This window comes from Pontibacter sp. T17 (assembly GCF_057219875.1).
Window position 1 is genome coordinate 241,294 of record NZ_JBXVVW010000002.1, and the last position, 21,463, is coordinate 262,756.

Here is a 21,463-nt window from a genome sequence, read left to right on the forward strand (position 1 = left end):
GGATTAGTGCTTTTCGCTGAAGGTTTGTACGATAGAGAAGCCAGCTTCGTCGATGCGATAGGTCATCTCGTCAATTTGGCTGGTGAAGTAGTTGTAGGCTACGGTAGCGATGGTCGAGGTCGAGATACCGAGAGCCGTATTGATCAGAGCCTCAGAGATACCAGAAGCCAGAGCTACGGCATCAGGAGCACCCGCAGTGGCAAGAGCCGAGAAGGCCTTGATCATACCCAGTACGGTACCAATCAGACCTACCAGGGTAGCAACTGATACGATGGTAGCGAGGATTACAAGGTGCTTCTGCAGCATGGGGAGCTCGAGCGCAGTAGCTTCTTCCAGAGACTTCTGGATAGCAATCATCTTTTGCTCTTTGTCCTTTACGTCGGCAACAACGATGTTGGAGCCTTGCGATGCTACAACCTGAGCGCCCTGCTTTTCACGCTTGGACTCTTCGTGCATTTCGCCATACTTAACGAGGGCAGCCTTCACGACATTACCAACGGAGCCGCGCTGCTTATCGCACTCGCTCATGGCCTCGGTGATGTTGTCGTTTTCCAGGTGGAGCTGGATACGCTGAACGAAAACGTCCATGCTGCCTTTGCCACTGGCGCGGCCCAGGGTGATGGTGCGCTCGATGGTAATGGTCACTACCATGAGGAGCATCGCAATGGCGATACCTACCAGCAGACCACCTTTGTATACCAGACCGAGGGTATTGATGTGGTGATGAGTGGTGTCGCCACCTTCGAAGTTCGCGGGGTTACCCAGAACTACGAAGTAGAGGATGTAACCTACGGCGATAGCGCCAAAAATTACGAGCGCGCCGAAGTAGTTCTTCAGCGGATTTGCCGTCTTAACGGCGGTTTTACCAGCGGTAGCTGCGGGCTTCTTTTCCATACAGTTGGGTGGAGTTTGAAGTCGGACTGATTGTTAAGGATGTTTTAACGTGGACGCCAATATATCAGCCAAGGGGGGAAAAGCCAACCCGAATGGTGAAAATTAACGCCCCAAAACGCATTATCAGCGAATGTACGTAGGCCCTTTAGGTTATTGACAGCGGAAGCTGGAGCTTACAGCATCTTCAAATAACCTACTTCCCGCTCTTCCAGTACACGCCAGAAGCCACGCTTAAGGCCTTTCTTGGTCAGCGAGCCAAATGCCACACGATCTAGTGCAGTAACCTCATAACCAAGGTGTTCGAACATACGGCGAACGATGCGGTTACGGCCAGAATGAATCTCTACGCCTACTTCATTCGCGTCGGCACCTTCGATGTAGTCAATACGGTCCACGTTTGCAGGGCCGTCTTCCAGCTCGATGCCCTCCAGCAGCTTCTGCATATCATCCTGTTTTACAGGCTTATCCAGACGAACGGCATACACCTTGCGGACGTTATGGCTGGGATGCGTCAGCTTCTTAGCAAGGTCTCCATCGTTGGTCAGTAGCAGCAGCCCCGTGGTGTTACGATCAAGGCGACCAACAGGATATACGCGCTCGCTGGTGGCATCTCCAATCAGATCCATCACCGTTCGGCGGCCCTCAGGGTCGCTTACCGTACTGAGGTGATTCTTGGGTTTGTTGAGCAGGATATACACAAACTTACGAGGCTGTATCGCCTTGCCATTCAGCAGGATGACATCCTTGTCGGTGTCTACCTTCATGCCCAGTTCGGTGGCCACTTCGCCGTTTACCTTCACCTTGCCTTCGAGAATTAGCTCGTCGGCCTGGCGGCGCGAGCAAACCCCACTCAGAGCGATGTAACGATTGAGGCGAATGACACCGGTTACTGGCCCGGGCATGTCCACTTCTTCTACTTCCTCTTTCCAGCGGCGGCGTGGACGTTCTTCGTATTCGTCTTCCTGCACCTTGTAGCCACGGGCTTTGGCCATACGGCTGGGAACATAGTCGCCTTGTGGCTGGTCATTGCCGGTGAACTTCTCATAGAAAGGCTTTCTCGGCCCACCTTTTCCCTGAGGCTTTCTGCCACGGCCATCGCGGTCGCCCCCACGGAAGGGACGGTCATCGGATCGGCGTTGCGGGCGGTCATCGCGGTTGAACGGCGGGTGGCCTCCGTCGCGGCGGTCGTCACGGTTGTAGCGTGGTGTGCGGTCTCCACCTTCTTCGCGGCGGAAGGGGCGGTCATCGGAGCGGCGTTGCGGGCGGTCTTCGCGGTTGAACGGCGGGCGGCCTCCGTCGCGACGGTCATCACGGTTGTAGCGTGGTGCGCGGTCTCCACCTTCTTCGCGGCGGAAGGGGCGGTCATCGGAGCGGCGTTGCGGGCGGTCTTCGCGGTTGAACGGGGGGCGGCCTCCATCGCGACGGTCGTCACGGTTGTAGCGAGGTGCGCGGTCGCGGTCGCCACCCTGTTCACGACGGAAGGGGCGGTCGTCGGAGCGGCGCTGTGGACGGTCTTCGCGATTGAATGGTGGACGACCTCCGTCGCGGCGGTCATCGCGATTAAAGCGCGGTGCGCGGTCCGAGCCATCGTTGCGGCGGAAGGGTCGGTCCTCGCGGTTGAAGGAGGGGCGATCACCCTCAAATCTATCTTCCTGAAAGCGACGCTGCGGGCGGTCTACTTCAAATTCTTTACGGGGCGGTCGACCGAAGTTGGATACCTTTTTAGGCTTGCTGTGCCGGCTGTTGCTCGTCCGGCTGTTCGGCGCTTCGGTTCTCGAATTGCGCCCTGAGGGCTTCTTCATCTTGTTGAATTTCTTGCAGTCTTGGAAGGTCTTCTGGCCCAGCAATGCCGAAATGCTCCATCAATTGCCGGGTTGTACGGTACAAAAGGGGTCTGCCTGGCATTTGTGCACGGCCGGCAGGTTCAATAAGCTGCTTCTCCAGCAGTTTCTGCAGCGCATAGTCACAGTTCACCCCACGGATGAACTCGATTTCTGCTCTGGTTACGGGTTGTTTATAGGCAATGATGGACAGGGTCTCGAGGGCAGCCCGAGAGAGCTTTTTGTGCGCCCGCTGTAAAGCAGCCACCTGAACAAAAGAAGCGAGTTCGGGGCGGGTCAGCAGTTGAAAACCTCCAGCAATGCGCCTCAGCGAGAAGGCAACCGGCAGTGCATCCAGTTGCTCATCCAGCTCGGATATGGCAGCCTCAATCTGCTCGACTGTGGGCACTTCCACCTCTTTCTGCAGCGCCAGCTGGGCCTGTAACTCCTCGGCCGACAGCGGGGTTTCCGCCACGAAAAGGAGTGCCTGCAGAATCAGCGGCAGTGAAGGAACAGAGGTTTCAGCCATAGAAGCCAGTCAAGAACGCATCAGGCTCAAGAAAATTGCAAAATGGTCCTGATTACCTCAACTCCAATCAAGCCCCAGGGGCTGCGGGCCGAAAACCAGCGGCGCCTCGCTTGGCCAGGGCGTCGGCGTAGTCGTTCCAGCGGTTGCCGGTGTGGCTCTCTACCTTGTGCCAGACAATCTGAATGCCGCAGGTGCGAATAAAGTCACGGTAGCGCTGCGTGATGGGCTTGTTGGCTTTCCATTCGCCAGTGGCCCACTTTTCTATACCGAAGTAGTCGTAGAAAATGTGTGCGCGAAAAACCCCATGCTTCTGGCACCAACGAATGCAGTTGCCCACGGCGAAGAGTTCACCAGCCACTTGGCGGGTACCTTCGCTGTCTTCGGGGCGCACGGGGCCATAGATCTCATGCAGAATGGTGTCGCCCGAGAGAATGACGGCGCCATAGCCTACGGTATCGTCGCGAAAGGAGCCGTCAACGTAGATGGAAACTTCGGCAGGAGCTGCCTTTGGAATGTTGGACATGAGAGAATTACACTTTCTGGGCAGCCCATTCGAGCACAACCGACTGGACCTCGGCCGCTGACAGCGCCGACATGCAGATGCATGTGCCACCTGAACGGCAGTCGTCACAGGACTTATCGAGTACAAGATGGCGGGCCTTCAGTCCTACGGGGGCCCAGCGACCTGGATGCATGGGCCTGATGGGCGGGAACAGCCCCAACACATTGCGGCCAAGGGCCGAAGCAATGTGGAGCGGGCCTGTGCTGGCTGCTATCACTCCATCCGCGTCGTTCAGGAAAGCAATCAGCTGGGCCAGGGACATACGGCCTGTAACGTTCTGAACATTCGGCAGGGCCAGCAGCGCCGGACATTCGCGGGCAATATGTTGGCCTTCGGCTTCGGTGCCGGTAATCCATAACTGGAAGGCCTCTGGCGGCAGCATTCGCGCAAGTTCCAGCCAATGCTTCATGGGCCACTCTCGGGCACTCCCTGCCGACTTGGGGTGCAGCACCAACTGAAACCGGCCATCGTGCATGGCCGCAGTGAACTCGGCCGGGAAAGCTACCTGTGGCGATAGGCCATACAGCAATGGGATGGATGCCAACGGAACGGAGTCGGGCAGTCCAAGGGGCTGCAGCAACTTGAAGTTCAACTGCGCCTCATGAAGGTCGGAATTGCGACGGGAGAACCAGACCAGGTGATTACAATACAGCCAGTGGTGCAGTCGATGCGCCGTTCCAATTCGTTTCTTGATACGGGCAGCTGCCGCACGGCGCGCCACCCATTTGTCGGGCAGCACGTGTAAAATGATATCGGGGCGGGGCCGCTCGATGGCGCCAGGATCTGCTTTTACTTCGTCGTAATCCAGAAACACATCCACATACCGGCAGGCCTCTATGACCGGGCGGGTGTAGCTGCGCCCCAGAAAAGCCACTGTTACCTGGGGCATGCACTCCTTGATAAAACCAGCGAGGGGCAGCGTCAGCACGACATCGCCAATGGCGTCGGGCCTACTGATAAGAATGCAGGGGGCGCCTGAGAGGGTCATGATGAAGACTGGGATGAGTTGCGGGCCTGGCGTATCGCAGTGATATGCTTGGCATACTTAAGAAATGCAGCCTGAGCTGATACCGATGCAATGATCAGTCCGTTGAGGCCATCCAGAAAGCCCATGCGGATGACATAATCGCGCAGGAACTTGAACATGGGGCTGAAAATGAGCTTGAACCAACTGGGCTTTTTGCCAGCTTTCAGCATTACCTGCACCGAGATGTCGGTAAAGCGGTTAGCCTGTGCAATGTGCTCGGTGATGGAGTAGTAGGTATAGTGCAGAATATCCCCCTTAAGGTAGCCAACAGCGGCACCGGGCTTCATCTGCACATAGTCGTGTGGGTTATCGCCCGTCCAATAGCCCTGGCGGCGGTCAAATACCCTGATTTTACGGTCGGGATACCAGCCACCATGCCGTATCCACTGGCCGCAATACGAGGTCAACCGATTCATGCGGTAGCCATCGTGTGTCCAATTGGTCTTCGCTGCCAGCAGTGAGGCGCGCAACTGGGCATCCAGTGCCTCGTCGGCATCCAGCGAAACCACGTGGTCGAACAGGGCGTGGTCAAGCGCAAACTGCTTCTGCTGGATGTGACCCTCGAACGGGTTCTGGAGAAAACGGGGCTTCAGTGGGTGGTTGCGCACCAGCTCTTCGGTGCGGTCAGTTGAGAAAGAATCTACCACCAGCACATCGTCCGCAATGTCCAGAAGTGAATCCAGACACCGAGCGATGTTCTTCTCCTCGTTTTTCGTGATAATCACAGCCGAAAGCTGTACGGGGTGCTTCTGCATCCAGCTGTAAAGGGGGTTGGCGGCCTGAAATTACGAAACGCCCGGCCTAGACCAAACCCGTTTCCCAGGCAGATCGATACACACCCGTCTGCTGGTAGTGCTCGATTAGCGCCGCGTAGAATGGATGGCTGCAAAGTGTAGCTGAATCGCCCACTACCACCAGTCGGGACTTGGCCCGAGTAAGTGCCACGTTCATGCGGCGGGTATCGGACAAAAAGCCAATGATTCCGCTGGCGTTGCTGCGCACCAGCGACAGATAGATGACATCGCGTTCCTGGCCCTGAAAGCCATCGATGGTGCGCACCGAAAGCTGTCGCCCCAATTGGCTGAGTACTGGCGAGCGGGACACCTCGCGGCGGAAGATAGCCACCTGATCACCGTAGGGGGCAATGAGACCGATGGATAGGTTACGGGCCTGAATCTCTTCCAGATGTTCGGCAACGAAGCCCTCCAGGTGCCTGAGCACAAACGCTGCCTCGGAGGGGTTGCTGGTGCTGAGGGTGACCTCACTGGTTTCGTCGTCGAACCCACAGCCGGCCGTGTCGAGGTATTCTACTGCCGCTGGTGGCGTGGCAAAAGGCAGCAGACGGGCCGCCACAGAGCGGGAAGCCTTCAGCTGATCACCATAAAAGTGATGGTTGGGGAAGGCCATGATATCGGCGTGCATGCGATACTGCACCTGCAACATCTGCCATACTGTACGGTCGCGTACCGACTGTCGTTGCAGGAACTTCTCGGCCAGGCTCACGGAAAGGCCTGCTGCTGCGGCTTCCGGGCTTTTGACGGTAGGCGGCAACTGGAAGGGGTCGCCCGCGAAAATGACCCTTTCTGCCTTGAGCAGCGGTATCCAGTTGGCCGGCTCCATGGCCTGCGCCGCTTCGTCTATGAAGACTGTGCGGAACCGCATATCGCGGATCATCATGGCGGCAGCGCCCGTGAGCGTACAGCAAATGGCCTGTGCGCCGCCCAAGACATCCTGCATGATGTAGCGTTCGATGCGCTCGGCATCCTTTCGAAGCAGTTTCGACTCGGTGTAGGCTTCGGCGCGGGCGCGCTTCTCCGCTGGTCCAAAACTGCGTTTGTATTTAGCCGCCTTGGCCTGTGCCTGCTCGGCCAGCTTCAGCAGCTTCTTCCACTCGGCCTGCGCGGGGTGGGCATCAATGCGGGCGTCGAGTGTCAGGCTCAGCAGCTGCTCGTTTACCCGAACCGGGTGCCCCAGCCGCAGGACATTCAGGCCACGGTTGCTGAGACGCTCGGCCAGAACGTCAACGGCTGTGTTGCTGGCTGCGCACACCAGTACCTGCCCCTCGGCCTGCGCTGCCAAACGGATGGCCTCTACCAACGTGGTGGTTTTGCCTGTGCCGGGCGGGCCCAGGAGGAAAGCGCCATCCAATGCGGACAGGGCAAAATCGACTGCCTGTCGCTGGGAGTCGTTCAGGTGTTCGGCAAAACAGCGTTTCTCGGGGCGGTCGAACCGTGCCTGGCTGTAACCCAGCATTACCGAGCGCAAATCGGCTACGCGGCCGGTGTCGGCCCGCTGCACTACCCTGAGTGCAGCTTCCATCTCCCGGTAGCTGCGGTCATCGTAAAAGGCATCCAGCCCTAGTGGGGCATTGTCGAGCCATTCTGGCTCCTCATCGCCGTGCAGTGCAATGGTGATTTCTTCAGGCGACACCCGTGCTACCACGCCAGTAGCTGAAGGATTTCGTTTGTGGCTGGAAGAATCCCAGAACAGACTCACCACCTGTCCCGGCTGAAAAGAATTGCGGTTCAGCGACTCGGGCCTACCCTGCCCCATAGGCGCAAGCGTTACCATCAATGTATCGCCTGGGCCCAGATGGGTATCGCGCCAACGCAGCGGATACCAGCAGGAACCCTGTTTTACGCGTTCAGCCAGAGGAGTGAGCAGCACCTTTTCAGTGTACTGTCGGCGATCTTCCTCCTCTTCAATCTTCAACAACTCGGCCATGCGGGCAATCTCCCGCTGGGCATCGTTCAGAAGTTCGGCCACAGGGCAGCCTTAACGGGCGAAAAGGACACTGAGTGCAGCACGTTGGGCAGGCGTAGCCCGCTGCATGGTACGCCCTTCATTTGAGCCAAGTTTCTGGCCAGAGAACCGCTGCAGGGCGCGCAGGAACGACTCGGCGTTCTGGTAGCCGATTACCCGATTGATCTCCTTGCCGTTGCGGTCAAAGAAAACTACCGTCGGATAGCCCTCAATGTTGTACTGGCTTGCCAGGCGTATGCCTTCACCTTCTTCTGCATTCAGCTTGTAGGCGATGAAATGCTGGCCAGCAAAATCCACCACCTTTTCATCTGCGAATGTGGTACGCGCCATCAACTTGCAGGGGCCACACCAGTCGGCGTAAAAATCAACGAAGAACGGCTTGCCCTGCTTCTTGGCAGCTTCCAACAGGCTGGCCCAATTGCCACTATGAAACCTCATCTCCTGGGCTTTAAGGCCAGAAAATGCAACAAGAAAGGGCAGGATCAGGAACAGTTTCTTCACGGCTTGCTATTGTCTGTTTGTGCAATATAAACGTTAGAACAGTCTAATTCATGCAATAGTGGCCAAATATGCCAGCGTTCTAGGAACTGGAATGAGCTTTCATGTATTTTGCCTTCGATGAAGCGTCTTCTGATTTTCCTGTTTGCAGTGGCCATGCTGGCCCCGGCCGCGCTTTTTGCCCAAACCACCGAAGTGGTGTATCAGCTGTCAGGCATGATTCTGTCTGACAAAAAAGATGAGCCACTGAGCTTCACGCGTGTACGTATTGGCCAGACCCGCAGGCGCACGGTTGCTGACGAAAATGGCTTCTTCAGCATTCCGGTAATCGCTGGCGACACCCTTTACTTTGAGCGCCTGGGCTACAAGCGGGGCATGCTGGTGGTGAGCGAATACCTGAAGCAGTACCAGGGCGACAAGCAGAGCCAGTATATCTACACGATTCAGTATCTGGCCTCTGACGACATTGAACTGCCACTGGTAAACATTTACCCATACAGCAACGCACAGGAGCTGAAGACTGCCATGCTGAACGTGCCGATGATGCCAGACGACCCAGCCAAACTGGCGCAGCGGAATGTGTCGCCAGAACTCATTGCTTACATGATGAACGATCTGCCGCAGAACGATGCCGACCGGGCGGCTGTGGCCCAGCGACGCTACGAAGCGCTATACCGCCAGCGGGGCACGCCGCAGCAGGTACCGCTTTTGGATGCTGTAGCAGTGTTCCGTCTTATTGACTACATCGGCACCAAGTCGAAGCAGAAGCGCGAGAAGTCCTACAACTACTGGCCCGACGAGAAGTAAGCCGTCGCCCCAGCCGTTAAACCTCCTCTGCTCCACTACGTCCTATTGCTGTTATGAAAGGTAAACTGATTGGATTATTTGCAGCGCTGCTGCCTTTTGCTGCCTTTGCCCAAACCGAACAGGTGAGCATACAGCGGATAGAGGCCTTGCAGCAGGTGGTGGCCAACCGGGTCCGTGGAGTAGAAATCCGGTTCGAGAGTGTCTACACTGGTCCTGTCAATGCGCTTTTCAAAGAAGGTCAGTTGGCCGTGTATCTGGTGGACGCCAATGGCAGCTACCTGCGTGCCCGCCCGGGTTCAGGTGAAGCCTATACCGACGCCCAGGGCAACTTTCGGGTATTTGCAACAATCGACCTCTCCAAATCGCCAGCCACATCCCTGCAGCAGGTTTTTCTGCCATTCCATGCATTGGAGCTACCCGAAGGCGCGCATATGCTGAAGGTACGGGTGCGAATAAAGCGCAACCTGCGCGAGGCCGCTGAAGTATTGAACGCCTATGACGAGCGCGAAGGCACTTTCCGCTACGAGATGCCCCGCATGTATCGTGTGCAATTGGGCATAGCCGAAGCTGAAGTAGAGGCAATGGATGCCGCTGGCACCACCTGGGATACCCCCCTACGCGTTGGCAACAACGATCGACAGCTGCCGGATATCGCCTGGCAGATTCGCCTGGAGAGCCTGCGTCTTCAAAGCATTCCCTATCAGTCGGAAGAACGGCGCAACACCCTAACTGGCACCTGGACCGGCGTCTCGCCGGTGGTGTATCTCTCCGAGCTGGATGAGATTGGCCTCTATGTAGTGGACGTGGAAGACATTGGCGAGCCACAACTCATAGGTGGCCTCTTTTTCACTGCGGGCCAACTACGTCAGTTGCAGGAAGAACCCGAGGAAATGCACTTTGGCCGCGTCAAGCGCCTGAAGTTTTCGAGCATCCGAGTGGAATAACCTCGGTTCAGGCGTTACGCTCCAGCCACTGCTGTACCTCTCGCAGCTTCAGCAGCGCCTCCACGGGCGTCATACGGTCAGTATCGAGCCCAGCAAGCAGGTGCTTCAGCCTGCCCAGTTCCGGAGTGTTTACCTGTACTGGCTGCGGCCTGGGAGTGCCATGCCCTTTATCGGGACGATGCATGGCCTCAAAGTGTGCCAGCAGCTGCTTGGCCCGTTGCACCACCGAGCCAGGCATACCGGCCATTTCGGCCACCTGAATACCGAAACTGTGCTCACTACTGCCCGGCAGCAGTTTGCGCAGAAACAGAATGCGCCCATCCACTTCTTTCACCGCCACGTGCGAATTGAAAACGCGCGGCAACTCATCGGCCAGGTCGGCCAGTTCGTGGTAGTGGGTGGCGAAGAGTGTCTTGGCAGCGCAGCGGTCCTGGTTGTGCAGATACTCAACAATAGCCCAGGCAATGGAAACGCCATCATAGGTGCTGGTGCCCCGGCCAATTTCGTCCAGCAGAATCAGGCTGCGGGAAGTTGCGTTGTTGAGTATGCGCGCCGCTTCGTTCATCTCCACCATGAAGGTACTCTCGCCAGCAGCGAGGTTGTCGGAGGCCCCCACGCGGGTAAAGATGCGGTCTACCAACCCCACATAGGCTGCCTTTGCTGGCACATAGGAACCCATCTGGGCCATCAGCACAATCAGCGCCGTCTGGCGCAGCAGCGCTGATTTACCTGCCATGTTGGGCCCGGTTACAATGCAGATCTGCCGCGCCTGATTGTCCAGTTGCAGGTCGTTGGGGATGTAGGGGGTGTCGCGTGGAAGCAGCCGTTCGATGACGGGGTGGCGCCCTTCGGTGATGTCGAGGCGGTCGTCGGTGCCCATCTCTGGGCACACATAGTTCCAGGTCTGTGCGGCTTGGGCCAAGCCCTGCAATACGTCAACTTCCGCCACCCGCTGCGCCACCAGTTGAAGCGTCTGCACCCAAGGCTGCAACTGCTGCACTACCCTTTCAAAGAGCTCGGTCTCGAGTCGTAACAGCTTCTCCTCCGCCGTTAGGATGCGCTCCTCATATACCTTCAGCTCGGGCGTGATGTAACGCTCGGCGCCAGTGAGTGTCTGCTTGCGGATGTAATCAGCGGGCACACGGTCCTTGTGGGCGTTGGTAATCTCGATGTAATAGCCAAAGACCTTGTTGTACGCTACTTTCAGCGAGGAGATGCCCGTACGTTCCATTTCGCGGCGGCGCATCTGCTCCAACACATCGGCGGAGTTGGAGCGCAGGGTTCGCAGTTCGTCCAGTTCTGCGGAGAAGCCAGTGCGAATGACACCGCCCGCCGCCAGATTGGCCGGGCAATCGTCTTCCATTTGCGTGCGCAGCAGCTGGAGGGGCTCATGTATATCTGGAAAAGCACGCACTAGATGGCTGAGGGCGTCGGTCTGGGCGAGGTGCAGCAGTTCCTGCAGCGGTGCTACCAGCTCGAGCGATGCCCGTAGGAAACTGCACTCGCGCGGATTGATGCGTCCGGTAGCGAGTTTGGCGCACAGGCGTTCGAGGTCGCTGAAACGCTGGAGCAATTGGCGGGTTTTGGCACGCAGTGCGTCGTTCTGCAGCAGCGCCCCAACCGCCGCATGCCGCTGGCGTATGGCCGCAAGGTCAATCAAGGGGAAACTGACCCAGCGCCGGAGTAGACGTGCGCCCATTGGCGATAGCGTCTCGTCGAGCATGTCGGCAAAGGCGCGGCCATCGGGATGCAGAGGGGCCAGCAGCTCCAGATTCCGCAACGTGAAGCGGTCAAGAAACAGGTGGCTGTTGTCCTCGAAGCGGTAAATGCGGGATATGTGCCCCAGGCGGTGCTGCTCGTTCTCCTGTAGGTAATGGAGCAATACCCCTGCCGCCAGAGCCCCCAGCGGCTCTTCATCCAGCCCGAAGCCCTTGAGGCTGGCAACTTTGAAATGGCGCAACAGGTGCTGCTCGGCAAAAGCCGACTCAAACACCCAGTCCTCCAGCCGATAAGTATAGTAGTCATCGCCGTAGCGTTCCCGAAAGGTCTTGATGTCGTTGCGGGGCAGCAGCACCTCCTTGGGCTGTAGGGCGGCCAGCAGCTTCTCCATCCGGCCCGCATCGGCAGTGAGGCAGAAGAAATCGCCGGTGGACATTTCGAGAAATGCTGCACCCCACATGCCACTGGCCTTTGCCTGAAACACCGAGGCGAGATAGTTGTTGCGCTTACGGTCCAGCAGCGAATCAGACAGGGCTATCCCAGGTGTTACTATCTCGGTGACTCCTCGTTTGACAATGCCTTTGGCCTGCTTGGGGTCTTCTAACTGGTCGCACACTGCTACCCGTGCACCGGCACGCACCAGTTTGGGCAGATAGGTCTCCAGCGAGTGGTGGGGAAATCCGGCCAGTTCAATCTCGGAGGCAGAGCCATTGCCGCGCTTGGTCAGCACGATGCCAAGAATCTCGGCCGTCTTGATGGCGTCCTCACCGAAGGTTTCATAGAAGTCGCCGACACGGAAAAGCAGAATGGTACCGGGATACTTGGCCTTGATGGACAGGTACTGCCGCATCAAAGGCGTTTCGTTGGCGGCTACCAATGGTTCGCCGTCAAGGCCCAGGTTCAGTTTGCCAGTCATGTAATGTGCCGGAGATAACAGGATAACCACCAAAATTACAGCGGCCCATGGCAGATTGGGGGCAGGAGTTTTCCCCCACAGGCAGGTTATCCACTAGTTTTGCAACATGCGCAAACTGACGATGGATGAGCTGGACCGTGCCAGCCTGGAACAATATCGCCACCAGCAGAAAATCCCACTGGTGGCGGTACTGGATAACCTCAGGAGCCTGCACAATGTAGGCGCCATCTTTCGCAGCGCCGATGCCTTTTCGCTGGAGAAACTGTACCTGTGTGGCTACACCGGCACCCCACCCAACCGCGACATCCACAAATCGGCCTTGGGCAGCACCGAAAGCGTAGCCTGGGAGTATGTGTCGGACACCAGTCTGTGTGTAGCCGCCCTGAAGCAACTGGGTTATCAGGTGCTGATACTGGAGCAGACTACGGAAAGTGTCCTGTTGGATGCCTTTGCGCGGAAGATGGCACAGGCACCCGCACCGCTGGCACTGGTGCTGGGCAATGAAGTAGATGGGGTCAGTGACACCGTATTACCGCTGGCAGATGCCGCACTGGAGATACCCCAGTTCGGCACGAAACACAGTCTGAATGTGTCGGTTGCGGCGGGAATCGCCTTTTATGCGCTGTCGCAGGCGCTGCGCACACACTGAGAGGCTACTTGGCCGAGCGCTCCATCAGAGTATGGTCGCGGCATTCGATAACGCGGGCCGGGTAGCGTTGCAGCAGGTCGTGGGCATGGGTGGCCATGAGTACTGCGGTTCCGGCACGATTCACTTTGTGCAGAATCTCCATGATGTGCTCAGTCACCTCGGGGTCCAGGTTTCCTGTAGGCTCGTCGGCAATGAGCAGGACCGGGTCATTGACTAAGGCGCGTGCTATGGCCGTGCGCTGCTGTTCACCACCTGAAAGTTGATACGGATAACTGGCAGCTTTGTTGGAAAGCCCCACCTGCATGAGCACTTCTGAGAGTCGGGCTTTCATTCGGGTGCTATCCGTCCAGCCACTGGCACGCATGGCGAAGAGTATATTCTCGGCAATGGTACGGTCGGGCAGCAACTGGAAGTCCTGAAAGACAATGCCGAGCTTACGGCGGAGAAACGGCACCTCGCTATCCTTGATCTTGCTGAGGGAAAAATTGGCGACCGTCAGTTGGCCTTTGGTGGGCGTATGGTCGGCGTAGAGCAACCGGAGAAACGAGCTCTTGCCCGCGCCGGTGCGTCCAATAAGGTAGACAAATTCACCCTTTTGTTGGCTGAAAGACACACCAGACAGTATCGTACGGCCACTAAGCTCCAAGGCCAGTTCCTGCGATTCAACAATAGCAGTAGAAGACATGCGTTACGGCGATGAAAAAATCAGAGTTCGAGCTCCAGTTTAGTGATGACGCCGAACGGAATCTGTTCAGCAGCCAGCTCAATCTGTTGATAAACTGCGTCTTCGCCCTCAAGTTGGGAATGCTTGCCACTACGGCCAGGGCGGAAATAATTGATCAGTGTAAAGGACTCGTCCCGCACCTGGATATAATCCGGGATTTTGGCTTTCCCCTTGACTTTCAACACATAAAAAGTGCGTAGTGCCATCTGCGACTAGGGATAAAAAATTGGTTCAGGCGAAAGACGTAAGCAATATGCCCAAAACTGGCACAAAATTAGCGCAGAGGCGGACAGCAATACGAAATTCTTTTTCTAGTTTTGCCCCATAAGACGGGTCATCACACAACCGTACCAGTCCCACCTATCAAGTTTCCATCCATGAAGCGTATTCTGAACGCCAGCTTGCTTACCGCCGCAGTGCTGGGCCTGTACAACTGTACGCCCAAGTTCAAGGGCATCACAGCTTCCGTCAGCCCACGTCCGCTGGAAGTACACGCCGACTCGGTGAAGGGCACCATCCGTGCTTCTATTGCCCCCAAGAAAGAATCGGGCATTGCCAAAGGCATCACCTACAACGGCAAAGTGGTCATTCGTAACAATGCCGACACCCTCCAGAAGGTACAGGTGTCTACCGTTACCATGCGTTACGAAGACTTCCCGGGTGTTGAACAAACCGGTGCTTCACGTGCCGTAACGTTCGGTGCTCCTTACCAGGACGTGATGAACCCCGGCACTCTGCTTGTTGAAAGCAGCTACGAGCGCAAGGGCAAGTCCTTCCAACTTCCCAACTACACGCTGGGCGAATGCTGCATCACCACCTCCCGTCTGCTCTACACCGGCTCTATGGGCGCTGGTGCTGATGCTGCCGGCATGGCTGATACCAACCGATTCAAGCGTTTCGGCGACAACTACAAGGCTACTACCCCTGTTTACGCTGAAGCCCGCTTCCAGTTCCCCAAGGACGTATTCAAGATCCAGCGCGATCAGTATCGTCAAGAGGATATCATCGCCATTGGTGAATTCCTGAAGAAGGGTTACACTGCCAAGAAAGTCAACATCCAAGGCTTTGCATCTCCTGAAGGTGCCTTCGCCCGCAACCAGATGCTGTCTATCAACCGTAGCCGCGAAGTGCAGAAGTGGCTTATCGAGCAGCTGAAGAAGAACGGCTACACCGCCTATCTCGACAGCAGCTTCTTTGCCATCACCACCACCAGCGAAGACTGGGAAGGTTTCAAGGCTAACCTTGACCAGACCAGCTACAGCGAAGATATCAAGCGTCAGATCATCGAAATCGTTAGCGCTGGCTACGAAGAAGATGAGAAAGAGCGCAAGATCATGGCTCTCGTAGGCGGCGCCAACAAGGTTGAGAAAATTCTGGCTCCCCTCCGTCGTGCTACCATCATGATGGAAGCTGAGACCAAGTCACGTTCCATCGACGTACTGGCTGGCATCATCAACGGTTTCATCGCAGGTACTGTATCAGAAGACTCTGTCCGTCGTGCCCTGTCACAAGACGAGTTCCTCTTCGTAATCCGTTCACAGAGCTCGCTCGAGAACAAGATCAAACTGAGCGAAGCCTACGTACGTGCCTACCCCGATGACTACCGTGGCCACAACAACCTCGGTGCATACTACGCCTACAACAACCAGAAGGATAAGGCTTATGAGGCGTTCAGCGCTGCCAACACCAAGCGTGCCAATGACCCCATCATCCTGAACAACCTGTCGAACATCCAGATGGCCCGCGGCAACTGGGAAGATGCTTACGCTTTTGCTGAGAAGTCTTACCAGGTACAGAAGTCTCCCGAAGCTGCCTTCGTACTGGGCGTTCGTGAGCACAAGCGTGCCAACTACACCAAGGCTGCTGCCTACTTCGACGAAGCCAAGGACGTGAAAGGTGGCCGCTACAACGCTGGTCTGGCCAAGCTGCTCTCCAACGACCTCGCTGGTTCCAAGAGCGACCTGGATGCCGAAGTACGTGGCAACAAGGAAAATGCCTGGGCACACTATGTGCTGGCTATCCTCGGTGCCCGCAGTGGTGACACGAACCTGATGGCTGTAAGCCTGAAGCAGGCTGTAACCCTGGACGCCACCCTGGCTACCAAGGCTGCAAGCGACCTCGAATTCCGCTCTTATGCAAACTCGGCTGAGTTCAAGGCAGCCATTGCCCGCTAAGACTCTGTCGATTTCCGACTGACTCAGATACGCATAGCGCCCCGCCAACAGCGGGGCGCTTGTGTTTTTTATATGCCCGAGGAAATCATTCCCCGGCTCATGCGTTATTATCGCACCGCATTTCCCAAACTCGACATGGCCCGTATTCCCATCAGTATAACCACTGGCAAAATCAAGGAAGAGAACCTCATTGTCGGCATAGACCTTGGCACTACCAACAGCCTCATTGCCAAGATGGAAGATGGGAAGCCTGTTGCGCTGGCCGACTTCGGCAAGCCCACGCTGGTGCCTTCGGTGGTACACTTTCGCCAGGATGGCTCGGTGGTGGTGGGCGACGACGCCAAACCTTTTCTCACAACCGACCCAGCCAATACCATCTACTCGGCCAAGCGTCTGATGGGCAAAACCTACCGCGATGTAGATACCCAAACGGATTTCTTCAGCTACCGCATTCTGGACGACGGCACCGACAGCCTGGTGAAAGTGGCTGTACGCGACCGTTACTACACGCCCATTGAGCTTTCCTCGCTCATTCTGAAAGAGCTGAAAGCCCGCGCCGAGCATCGCCTCAAGCAGGAGGTAAAGCAGGCGGTGATTACTGTACCGGCCTACTTCAACGATTCGCAGCGTCAGGCCACGCGCGATGCCGGCAAACTGGCCGGACTGGATGTGCTGCGCATCGTAAATGAGCCTACTGCGGCGGCACTGGCCTATGGGCTGGGTGTAAACCCAAACGAGCAGCGGACGGTAGCAGTGTATGACCTGGGGGGTGGCACCTTTGACGTAACCCTGCTGCGCATCGAAGGCGGCGTCTTTGATGTACTCAGCACGCACGGTGACACCTATCTGGGAGGCGACGATTTTGACCGCGCCATCATGCGTCACTGGATGCAGGAGCATGCAATAGCCGAAAGTGCCCTTCAGGACAAAACCGCTGGCCAGCAGTTGCGACTTGCAGCCGAAGAAGCCAAGAAGACCTTGAGCCAAACTGCGGAGTTTCGGGCCACAATACCGCTGGCAGAGAAGACCATTACCCTTGGCCTGAGCCGGGAGAGGTTTGAGCAGCTGATTGCACCGCTGGTTCAGCGTACACTGGAAAGTTGCCGGGCTGCACTGGAAGATGCGGCACTGGCGCCAGCCGATATTGAAGAGGTGATTCTGGTAGGCGGCTCTACCCGCGTGCCGGCAGTGAAGGCAGCGGTTGCAAAGCTGTTTGGCAAAACAGTAGAAGCACTGCACGACCAGCTGAACCCCGATGAAGTAGTAGCCCTGGGTGCAGCCGTACAGGCTGATATTCTTGCTGGCAACCGCAAGGACCTGTTGCTTCTGGACGTAACCCCGCTGTCGCTGGGGATCGAAACAGCGGGTGGCCTTATGGACGTGCTCATTCCCCGCAACAACAAGATACCGGCGCGTGTGGGCCGCCAGTACACTACGGCACGCGATGGGCAGGCCAATATGCGCATCAGCGTATTTCAGGGAGAACGGGAGCTGGTGAAGGACAACCGCAAGCTGGCAGAGTTTGAACTGAAAGGGATTCCGGCCATGCCCGCTGGCCTGGCCAAAGTGGAAGTGCGCTTCCTGATAGATGCAGACGGAATTCTGCGGGTAGAGGCACAGGAGTTGCGCAGCGGCGTGCAGGCGCATGTGGAAGTGAAGCCCCAGTATGGCCTCACCGACCAGGAGGTAGAGACCATGCTCATGGCATCGCTGACGCACGCACAGGCTGATGTAACGGCCCGTATGGTGCTGGAAGCCCGTAGCGAGGCTGAGCAGATGCTTTACTACGCCGAACGTTTTCTGGCGAAGAACGGCCGCCTGATGACCGAAGCTGAGCAGGCAGGCATGCGCAACTGCATGGAAGCCGTTAGGGATGCCATACAGACTGGTGAGAAAGACGCCATGCACAAAAGCCTGGAAGCGATGGACGCCTATAGCAGACCCTTTGCCGAACGCGTGATGGACGAAGCCGTCAAAGCCGCGATGGTAGGCCGGGCCGTAGGCGAGTAAACACGCGTTATCGGCAGGTTAAAATTTGCGGATAACAGGTGGTTCTCTGGGTCATTCGGTTAGTTTTGCTCGCACAACTAGCCAAATCTGACAAACATGAGTAAAACGCTCTACGCACTGCTGACATTGCTGGTATGTCTGTCTCCTTTGTGGGCAGCAGCGCAGGCCGACCTGTTGCAGTCTGGCCCGATGGTAGGCTACAGCGACATGCGCGAAGTGATGCTGTGGGCACAGACCACAGCCCCGGCCAACGTTTACATCGAATACTGGGAGCAGGGCAAGCCCACCCCGCGTTACCGCACCAATACCGTAGCCACCACCAAGGATGCAGCCTATACAGCACACCTTGTGGCCGACAAGGTTCTGCCGGGCAAAAAATACGACTACGAGCTGTTCATCAACGGCAAGAAAGTAGCACGTCCCTACCCGCTTCAGTTTCAGAGCCAGACGCTGTGGCAGTGGCGCACCGATCCACCGGCAGCCAAGATTGTCATAGGCAGTTGCTTCTACGACTGCGACCCCGATTTTGACCGCCCCGGCAACTGCTACGGCGACAGTCTTGTCGTGTTCAAGTCCATCTACGAACAGAAGCCCGATGCCATGCTGTGGCTGGGTGACAACATCTACCTGCGCGAGCCGGATTGGGGCAGCCGTACTGGCATTCAGTATCGCTACACTCACGGCCGTAGTACGCCCGAATTGCAGGCGCTGCTGGGCAACACCCATCATTACGCAACCTGGGATGACCATGATTTTGGGCCCAACGATGCCGATGGCAGCTACTCCATGAAGACCGTAACGCTGGAGACCTTTAAGCGCTTCTGGGCCAACCCCAACTACGATGCGGCGGGTATCCCCGGCGTAACTGGCACCTTTGAGTGGTCTGATGTGCAGTTCTTCCTGCTGGATGACCGCTACCACCGCGACCCCAATGACCGCCTGACGGGTGATCGCGACCAGTGGGGCAAAATCCAGATTGAGTGGCTTATCTCGGCCCTCAAGACCAGCAAGGCGCCCTTCAAGTTCATCGTTTCAGGTGGCCAGGTGCTCAACACCGCCCTCAAGCCCTATCTGGAAACACATAGCAGCAAGTACCCCGAAGAGCGCAAGTATCTGCTGGACCGCATTGCCGCCGAGCGCATTTCTGGCGTTATCTTCCTCAATGGCGACCGCCACCACAGCGAGCTGTCCATGATTCAGCTGCCCAACTTCTATCCGCTGTACGAAATCACCGTTTCGCCATTGACTGCTGGGCCGGTAGGCGAGCGGGCCCGCAGCGAAGGCAACAGCGCCCGGGTGGAAGGCACCTATTACGGCTGGCGCAACTTCGGCGTGCTGGAGTTCTCAGGCCCACGTACCGACAGAGTGTTGAAAATGACCCTGATGAGTAATCTGGGCAAGCCCATCTGGACGCGTGAATTCAAGGCAAAAGAACTTCAGTTCGGCCGCTGATTGAGCTTGCTCCTAAATACAAAGGGCTCCTGCGAGGAGCCCTTTTTTATTCTCTGAGGAGTGGCTATACCGCCAGCATCTCTTCTGCCTGTCGCTTGGCAATCAGCGCATTGGCTTCCTCCACTACGTCTTTCTCAACACGCAGATTGGAGATGATGAACTCCTGACGGTCTGGGGTGTTTTTGCCCATGTAGTAGCCCAGCAGCTGGACAAGGCTGGTATCCTTGCGCAGCAGCACTGGCTCCAGCCGGATGTCTTTACCGATAAACGCCTCAAACTCCTCAGGCGAAATTTCGCCCAGGCCCTTGAAGCGGGTAATCTCCGGCTTGCCTCCCAGGCGGTTCATGGCCTCCATCTTTTCCGCCTCATCGTAGCAGTAGATGGTCTGCTTCTTGTCACGCACACGGAAAAGCGGTGTCTGCAACAAGTACAGGTGGCCGTTGCGCACCACCTCGGGGAAAAACTGAAGGAAGAACGTGAGCAGCAGCAGGCGAATGTGCATGCCGTCTACGTCGGCATCGGTGGCGATTACGATGTTGTTGTACCGCAGGCCGTCTATCCCCTCCTCTATGTTGAGGGCGTGCTGCAACAGGTTGAACTCCTCATTCTCGTATACGATCTTCTTCGTGAGGCCGTGGCAGTTCAGCGGCTTGCCCTTCAGCGAGAACACTGCCTGCACCTCAGGGTCGCGGGCTTTGGTAAGCGAGCCGGAGGCGCTGTCGCCCTCAGTGATAAAGATGGTGGTATCCTGACGGCGCAGGTGCTTGTCCTGAAAATGCACCTTGCAGTCGCGCAGTTTGCGGTTGTGCAGGTTGGCTTTCTTGGCGCGCTCGGTAGCCAGTTTTTTGATGCCGGCCATGTCCTTGCGCTCGCGCTCGCTCTGCAGAATTTTCTTCAGCAGAATGTCGGCGGCCTCCGGGTTGCGGCGCAGCCAGTTGTCCAGCTCTTTGCCTATAAAGTCGCCTACCCAGGTTCGCAGTGCGGGGCCATCGGGGCCAATATGGGTGCTCCCCAGCTTGGTCTTGGTCTGGCTTTCAAACACTGGCTCCTGCACCCGCACGCTGATGGCAGCTACGATACCGGAGCGGATGTCTGAGGCGTCGAAGTCCTTTTTGTAGAAATCGCGCAGGGTCTTTACTACCGCCTCGCGCAGGGCAGCCTGGTGGGTACCCCCTTGGGTGGTGTGCTGGCCGTTGACAAACGAGAAATACTGCTCGCCGTACTGCTCGCCGTGTGTCATGGCAATTTCAATATCGTTACCGACCATATGAATGATCGGGTAACGGATGGTCTCATCGGTGTTGCGTTGTAGCAGGTCCAGCAGGCCCTTGTCGCTGAAGAAGCGCTGCCCATTCAGCACAATCGTGAGGCCACGGTTGAGGAACACATAGTTCCAGACCATGTTCTCGATGTATTCCTGCCGGAAATGATAGTTGCGGAAGATCGACTCGTCGGGTGTGAAGGTCACCAGGGTGCCATTACGCTCTGAAGAGGCCCCAACAGGTGTTTCTTCTTTCAGTATCCCCTGAGAAAACTCGGCCAGTTTGGTTTCGTTCTGCCGGAACGACTGCACCGTGAACTTGGCCGAAAGCGCATTCACGGCCTTGGTACCCACACCGTTCAGGCCCACCGACTTCTGGAAAGCCGAGGAGTCGTACTTGCCCCCAGTATTGATCTTGCTGACAACGTCCACCACTTTCCCCAGCGGGATGCCCCGGCCATAGTCGCGCACACGCACCTTGTGCTCACTTACCGTAATCTCGATGGTTTTGCCAGCACCCATCACGAACTCGTCAATCGAGTTGTCGATTACTTCCTTGAGCAGAACATAGATGCCATCATCGGCAGCAGAGCCGTCGCCAAGCTTGCCGATATACATGCCCGGGCGCAGGCGGATATGCTCGCGCCAGTCGAGGGATTTAATGGAATCTTCGTTATACGTAACACTCATGGGCTGCCAGACGATAGGGGGATA

Annotated in this window: 18 protein-coding genes; 6 read left to right on the forward strand and 12 right to left on the reverse strand. The window is 56.9% G+C overall.

Annotation, left to right across the window (positions count from 1 at the left end):
• Nucleotides 1–3 precede the first annotated feature (3 nt).
• The 8 genes from AC2D8O_RS09025 to AC2D8O_RS09060 form a co-directional block, all read right to left on the reverse strand.
• Nucleotides 4–894 carry a MotA/TolQ/ExbB proton channel family protein gene (locus AC2D8O_RS09025; protein WP_484678491.1) on the reverse strand — a complete coding sequence of 297 codons (891 nt, stop codon included), beginning with the start codon at nt 892–894 and terminating at the stop codon, nt 4–6.
• A gap of 173 nt (nt 895–1,067) precedes the next feature.
• On the reverse strand, nt 1,068–2,696 hold the full coding sequence (locus AC2D8O_RS09030; RefSeq protein WP_484678492.1) for a pseudouridine synthase: 1,629 nt from the start codon (nt 2,694–2,696) through the stop codon (nt 1,068–1,070).
• Nucleotides 2,617–3,243, reverse strand: a complete 627-nt coding sequence (gene scpB, locus AC2D8O_RS09035; protein WP_484678493.1) for an SMC-Scp complex subunit ScpB — start codon at nt 3,241–3,243, stop codon at nt 2,617–2,619. Before scpB ends, AC2D8O_RS09030 begins: the two co-directional genes overlap by 80 nt.
• 67 nt (nt 3,244–3,310) lie before the next feature.
• Nucleotides 3,311–3,766 carry an RNase H family protein gene (locus tag AC2D8O_RS09040; protein ID WP_484678494.1) on the reverse strand — a complete coding sequence of 152 codons (456 nt, stop codon included), beginning with the start codon at nt 3,764–3,766 and terminating at the stop codon, nt 3,311–3,313.
• Between the two features lie 7 nt (nt 3,767–3,773).
• Complete coding sequence (locus AC2D8O_RS09045) at nt 3,774–4,793, reverse strand: glycosyltransferase family 9 protein (RefSeq protein WP_484678495.1); 1,020 nt, start codon at nt 4,791–4,793, stop codon at nt 3,774–3,776.
• A complete protein-coding gene (locus tag AC2D8O_RS09050) occupies nt 4,790–5,587 on the reverse strand; it encodes a glycosyltransferase family 2 protein (RefSeq protein WP_484678496.1) in 798 nt (265 codons plus the stop codon). The genes AC2D8O_RS09045 and AC2D8O_RS09050 overlap by 4 nt, the downstream gene beginning before the upstream one ends.
• A gap of 46 nt (nt 5,588–5,633) precedes the next feature.
• Nucleotides 5,634–7,598 (reverse strand): AAA domain-containing protein, encoded by a 1,965-nt coding sequence (locus tag AC2D8O_RS09055; protein ID WP_484678497.1) that lies wholly within the window; start codon nt 7,596–7,598, stop codon nt 5,634–5,636.
• Between the two features lie 9 nt (nt 7,599–7,607).
• Nucleotides 7,608–8,096, reverse strand: coding sequence for a thioredoxin family protein (locus tag AC2D8O_RS09060; protein WP_484678498.1), 489 nt, complete (start codon nt 8,094–8,096; stop codon nt 7,608–7,610).
• Nucleotides 8,097–8,213: 117 nt separating this feature from the next.
• Between AC2D8O_RS09060 and AC2D8O_RS09065 the strand changes: the two genes are divergently transcribed.
• Complete coding sequence (locus tag AC2D8O_RS09065; protein WP_484678499.1) at nt 8,214–8,900, forward strand: peptidase associated/transthyretin-like domain-containing protein; 687 nt, start codon at nt 8,214–8,216, stop codon at nt 8,898–8,900.
• 53 nt (nt 8,901–8,953) lie between these two features.
• Nucleotides 8,954–9,844: a hypothetical protein gene (locus AC2D8O_RS09070; RefSeq protein ID WP_484678500.1), complete on the forward strand. Its 891-nt coding sequence runs from the start codon at nt 8,954–8,956 to the stop codon at nt 9,842–9,844.
• 7 nt (nt 9,845–9,851) lie between these two features.
• On the opposite strand, the gene mutS is transcribed toward AC2D8O_RS09070, so the two are convergent.
• The gene (gene mutS / locus AC2D8O_RS09075) at nt 9,852–12,479 is read right to left on the reverse strand and encodes a DNA mismatch repair protein MutS (protein ID WP_484678501.1); all 2,628 of its coding nucleotides are present in this window, start codon (nt 12,477–12,479) and stop codon (nt 9,852–9,854) included.
• A gap of 106 nt (nt 12,480–12,585) precedes the next feature.
• Between mutS and AC2D8O_RS09080 the strand changes: the two genes are divergently transcribed.
• The gene (locus AC2D8O_RS09080; RefSeq protein ID WP_484678502.1) at nt 12,586–13,128 is read left to right on the forward strand and encodes an RNA methyltransferase; all 543 of its coding nucleotides are present in this window, start codon (nt 12,586–12,588) and stop codon (nt 13,126–13,128) included.
• Between the two features lie 4 nt (nt 13,129–13,132).
• Here AC2D8O_RS09080 and AC2D8O_RS09085 read toward each other — a convergent pair whose 3' ends face one another.
• Together AC2D8O_RS09085 and AC2D8O_RS09090 are read right to left on the reverse strand one after the other, a co-directional pair.
• On the reverse strand, nt 13,133–13,813 hold the full coding sequence (locus tag AC2D8O_RS09085; RefSeq protein WP_484678503.1) for a cell division ATP-binding protein FtsE: 681 nt from the start codon (nt 13,811–13,813) through the stop codon (nt 13,133–13,135).
• 20 nt (nt 13,814–13,833) lie between these two features.
• Nucleotides 13,834–14,058 carry a fructose-6-phosphate aldolase gene (locus tag AC2D8O_RS09090; RefSeq protein WP_484678504.1) on the reverse strand — a complete coding sequence of 75 codons (225 nt, stop codon included), beginning with the start codon at nt 14,056–14,058 and terminating at the stop codon, nt 13,834–13,836.
• Between the two features lie 171 nt (nt 14,059–14,229).
• Here AC2D8O_RS09090 and AC2D8O_RS09095 point away from each other — a divergent pair, with 171 nt between their 5' ends.
• The 3 genes from AC2D8O_RS09095 to AC2D8O_RS09105 all read left to right on the forward strand — a co-directional run bounded on the left by AC2D8O_RS09095 (nt 14,230) and on the right by AC2D8O_RS09105 (nt 19,488).
• The gene (locus AC2D8O_RS09095; protein ID WP_484678505.1) at nt 14,230–16,026 is read left to right on the forward strand and encodes a tetratricopeptide repeat protein; all 1,797 of its coding nucleotides are present in this window, start codon (nt 14,230–14,232) and stop codon (nt 16,024–16,026) included.
• Nucleotides 16,027–16,098: 72 nt separating this feature from the next.
• A complete protein-coding gene (gene hscA, locus AC2D8O_RS09100) occupies nt 16,099–18,036 on the forward strand; it encodes a Fe-S protein assembly chaperone HscA (RefSeq protein ID WP_484678506.1) in 1,938 nt (645 codons plus the stop codon).
• A 96-nt stretch (nt 18,037–18,132) separates the two neighbouring features.
• Nucleotides 18,133–19,488 carry an alkaline phosphatase D family protein gene (locus AC2D8O_RS09105; RefSeq protein ID WP_484678507.1) on the forward strand — a complete coding sequence of 452 codons (1,356 nt, stop codon included), beginning with the start codon at nt 18,133–18,135 and terminating at the stop codon, nt 19,486–19,488.
• Nucleotides 19,489–19,552: 64 nt separating this feature from the next.
• Here AC2D8O_RS09105 and AC2D8O_RS09110 read toward each other — a convergent pair whose 3' ends face one another.
• Entirely contained in the window at nt 19,553–21,439 is a 1,887-nt protein-coding gene (locus AC2D8O_RS09110) for a DNA topoisomerase IV subunit B (protein ID WP_484678508.1), read from the reverse strand.
• Nucleotides 21,440–21,463: the final 24 nt, after the last annotated feature.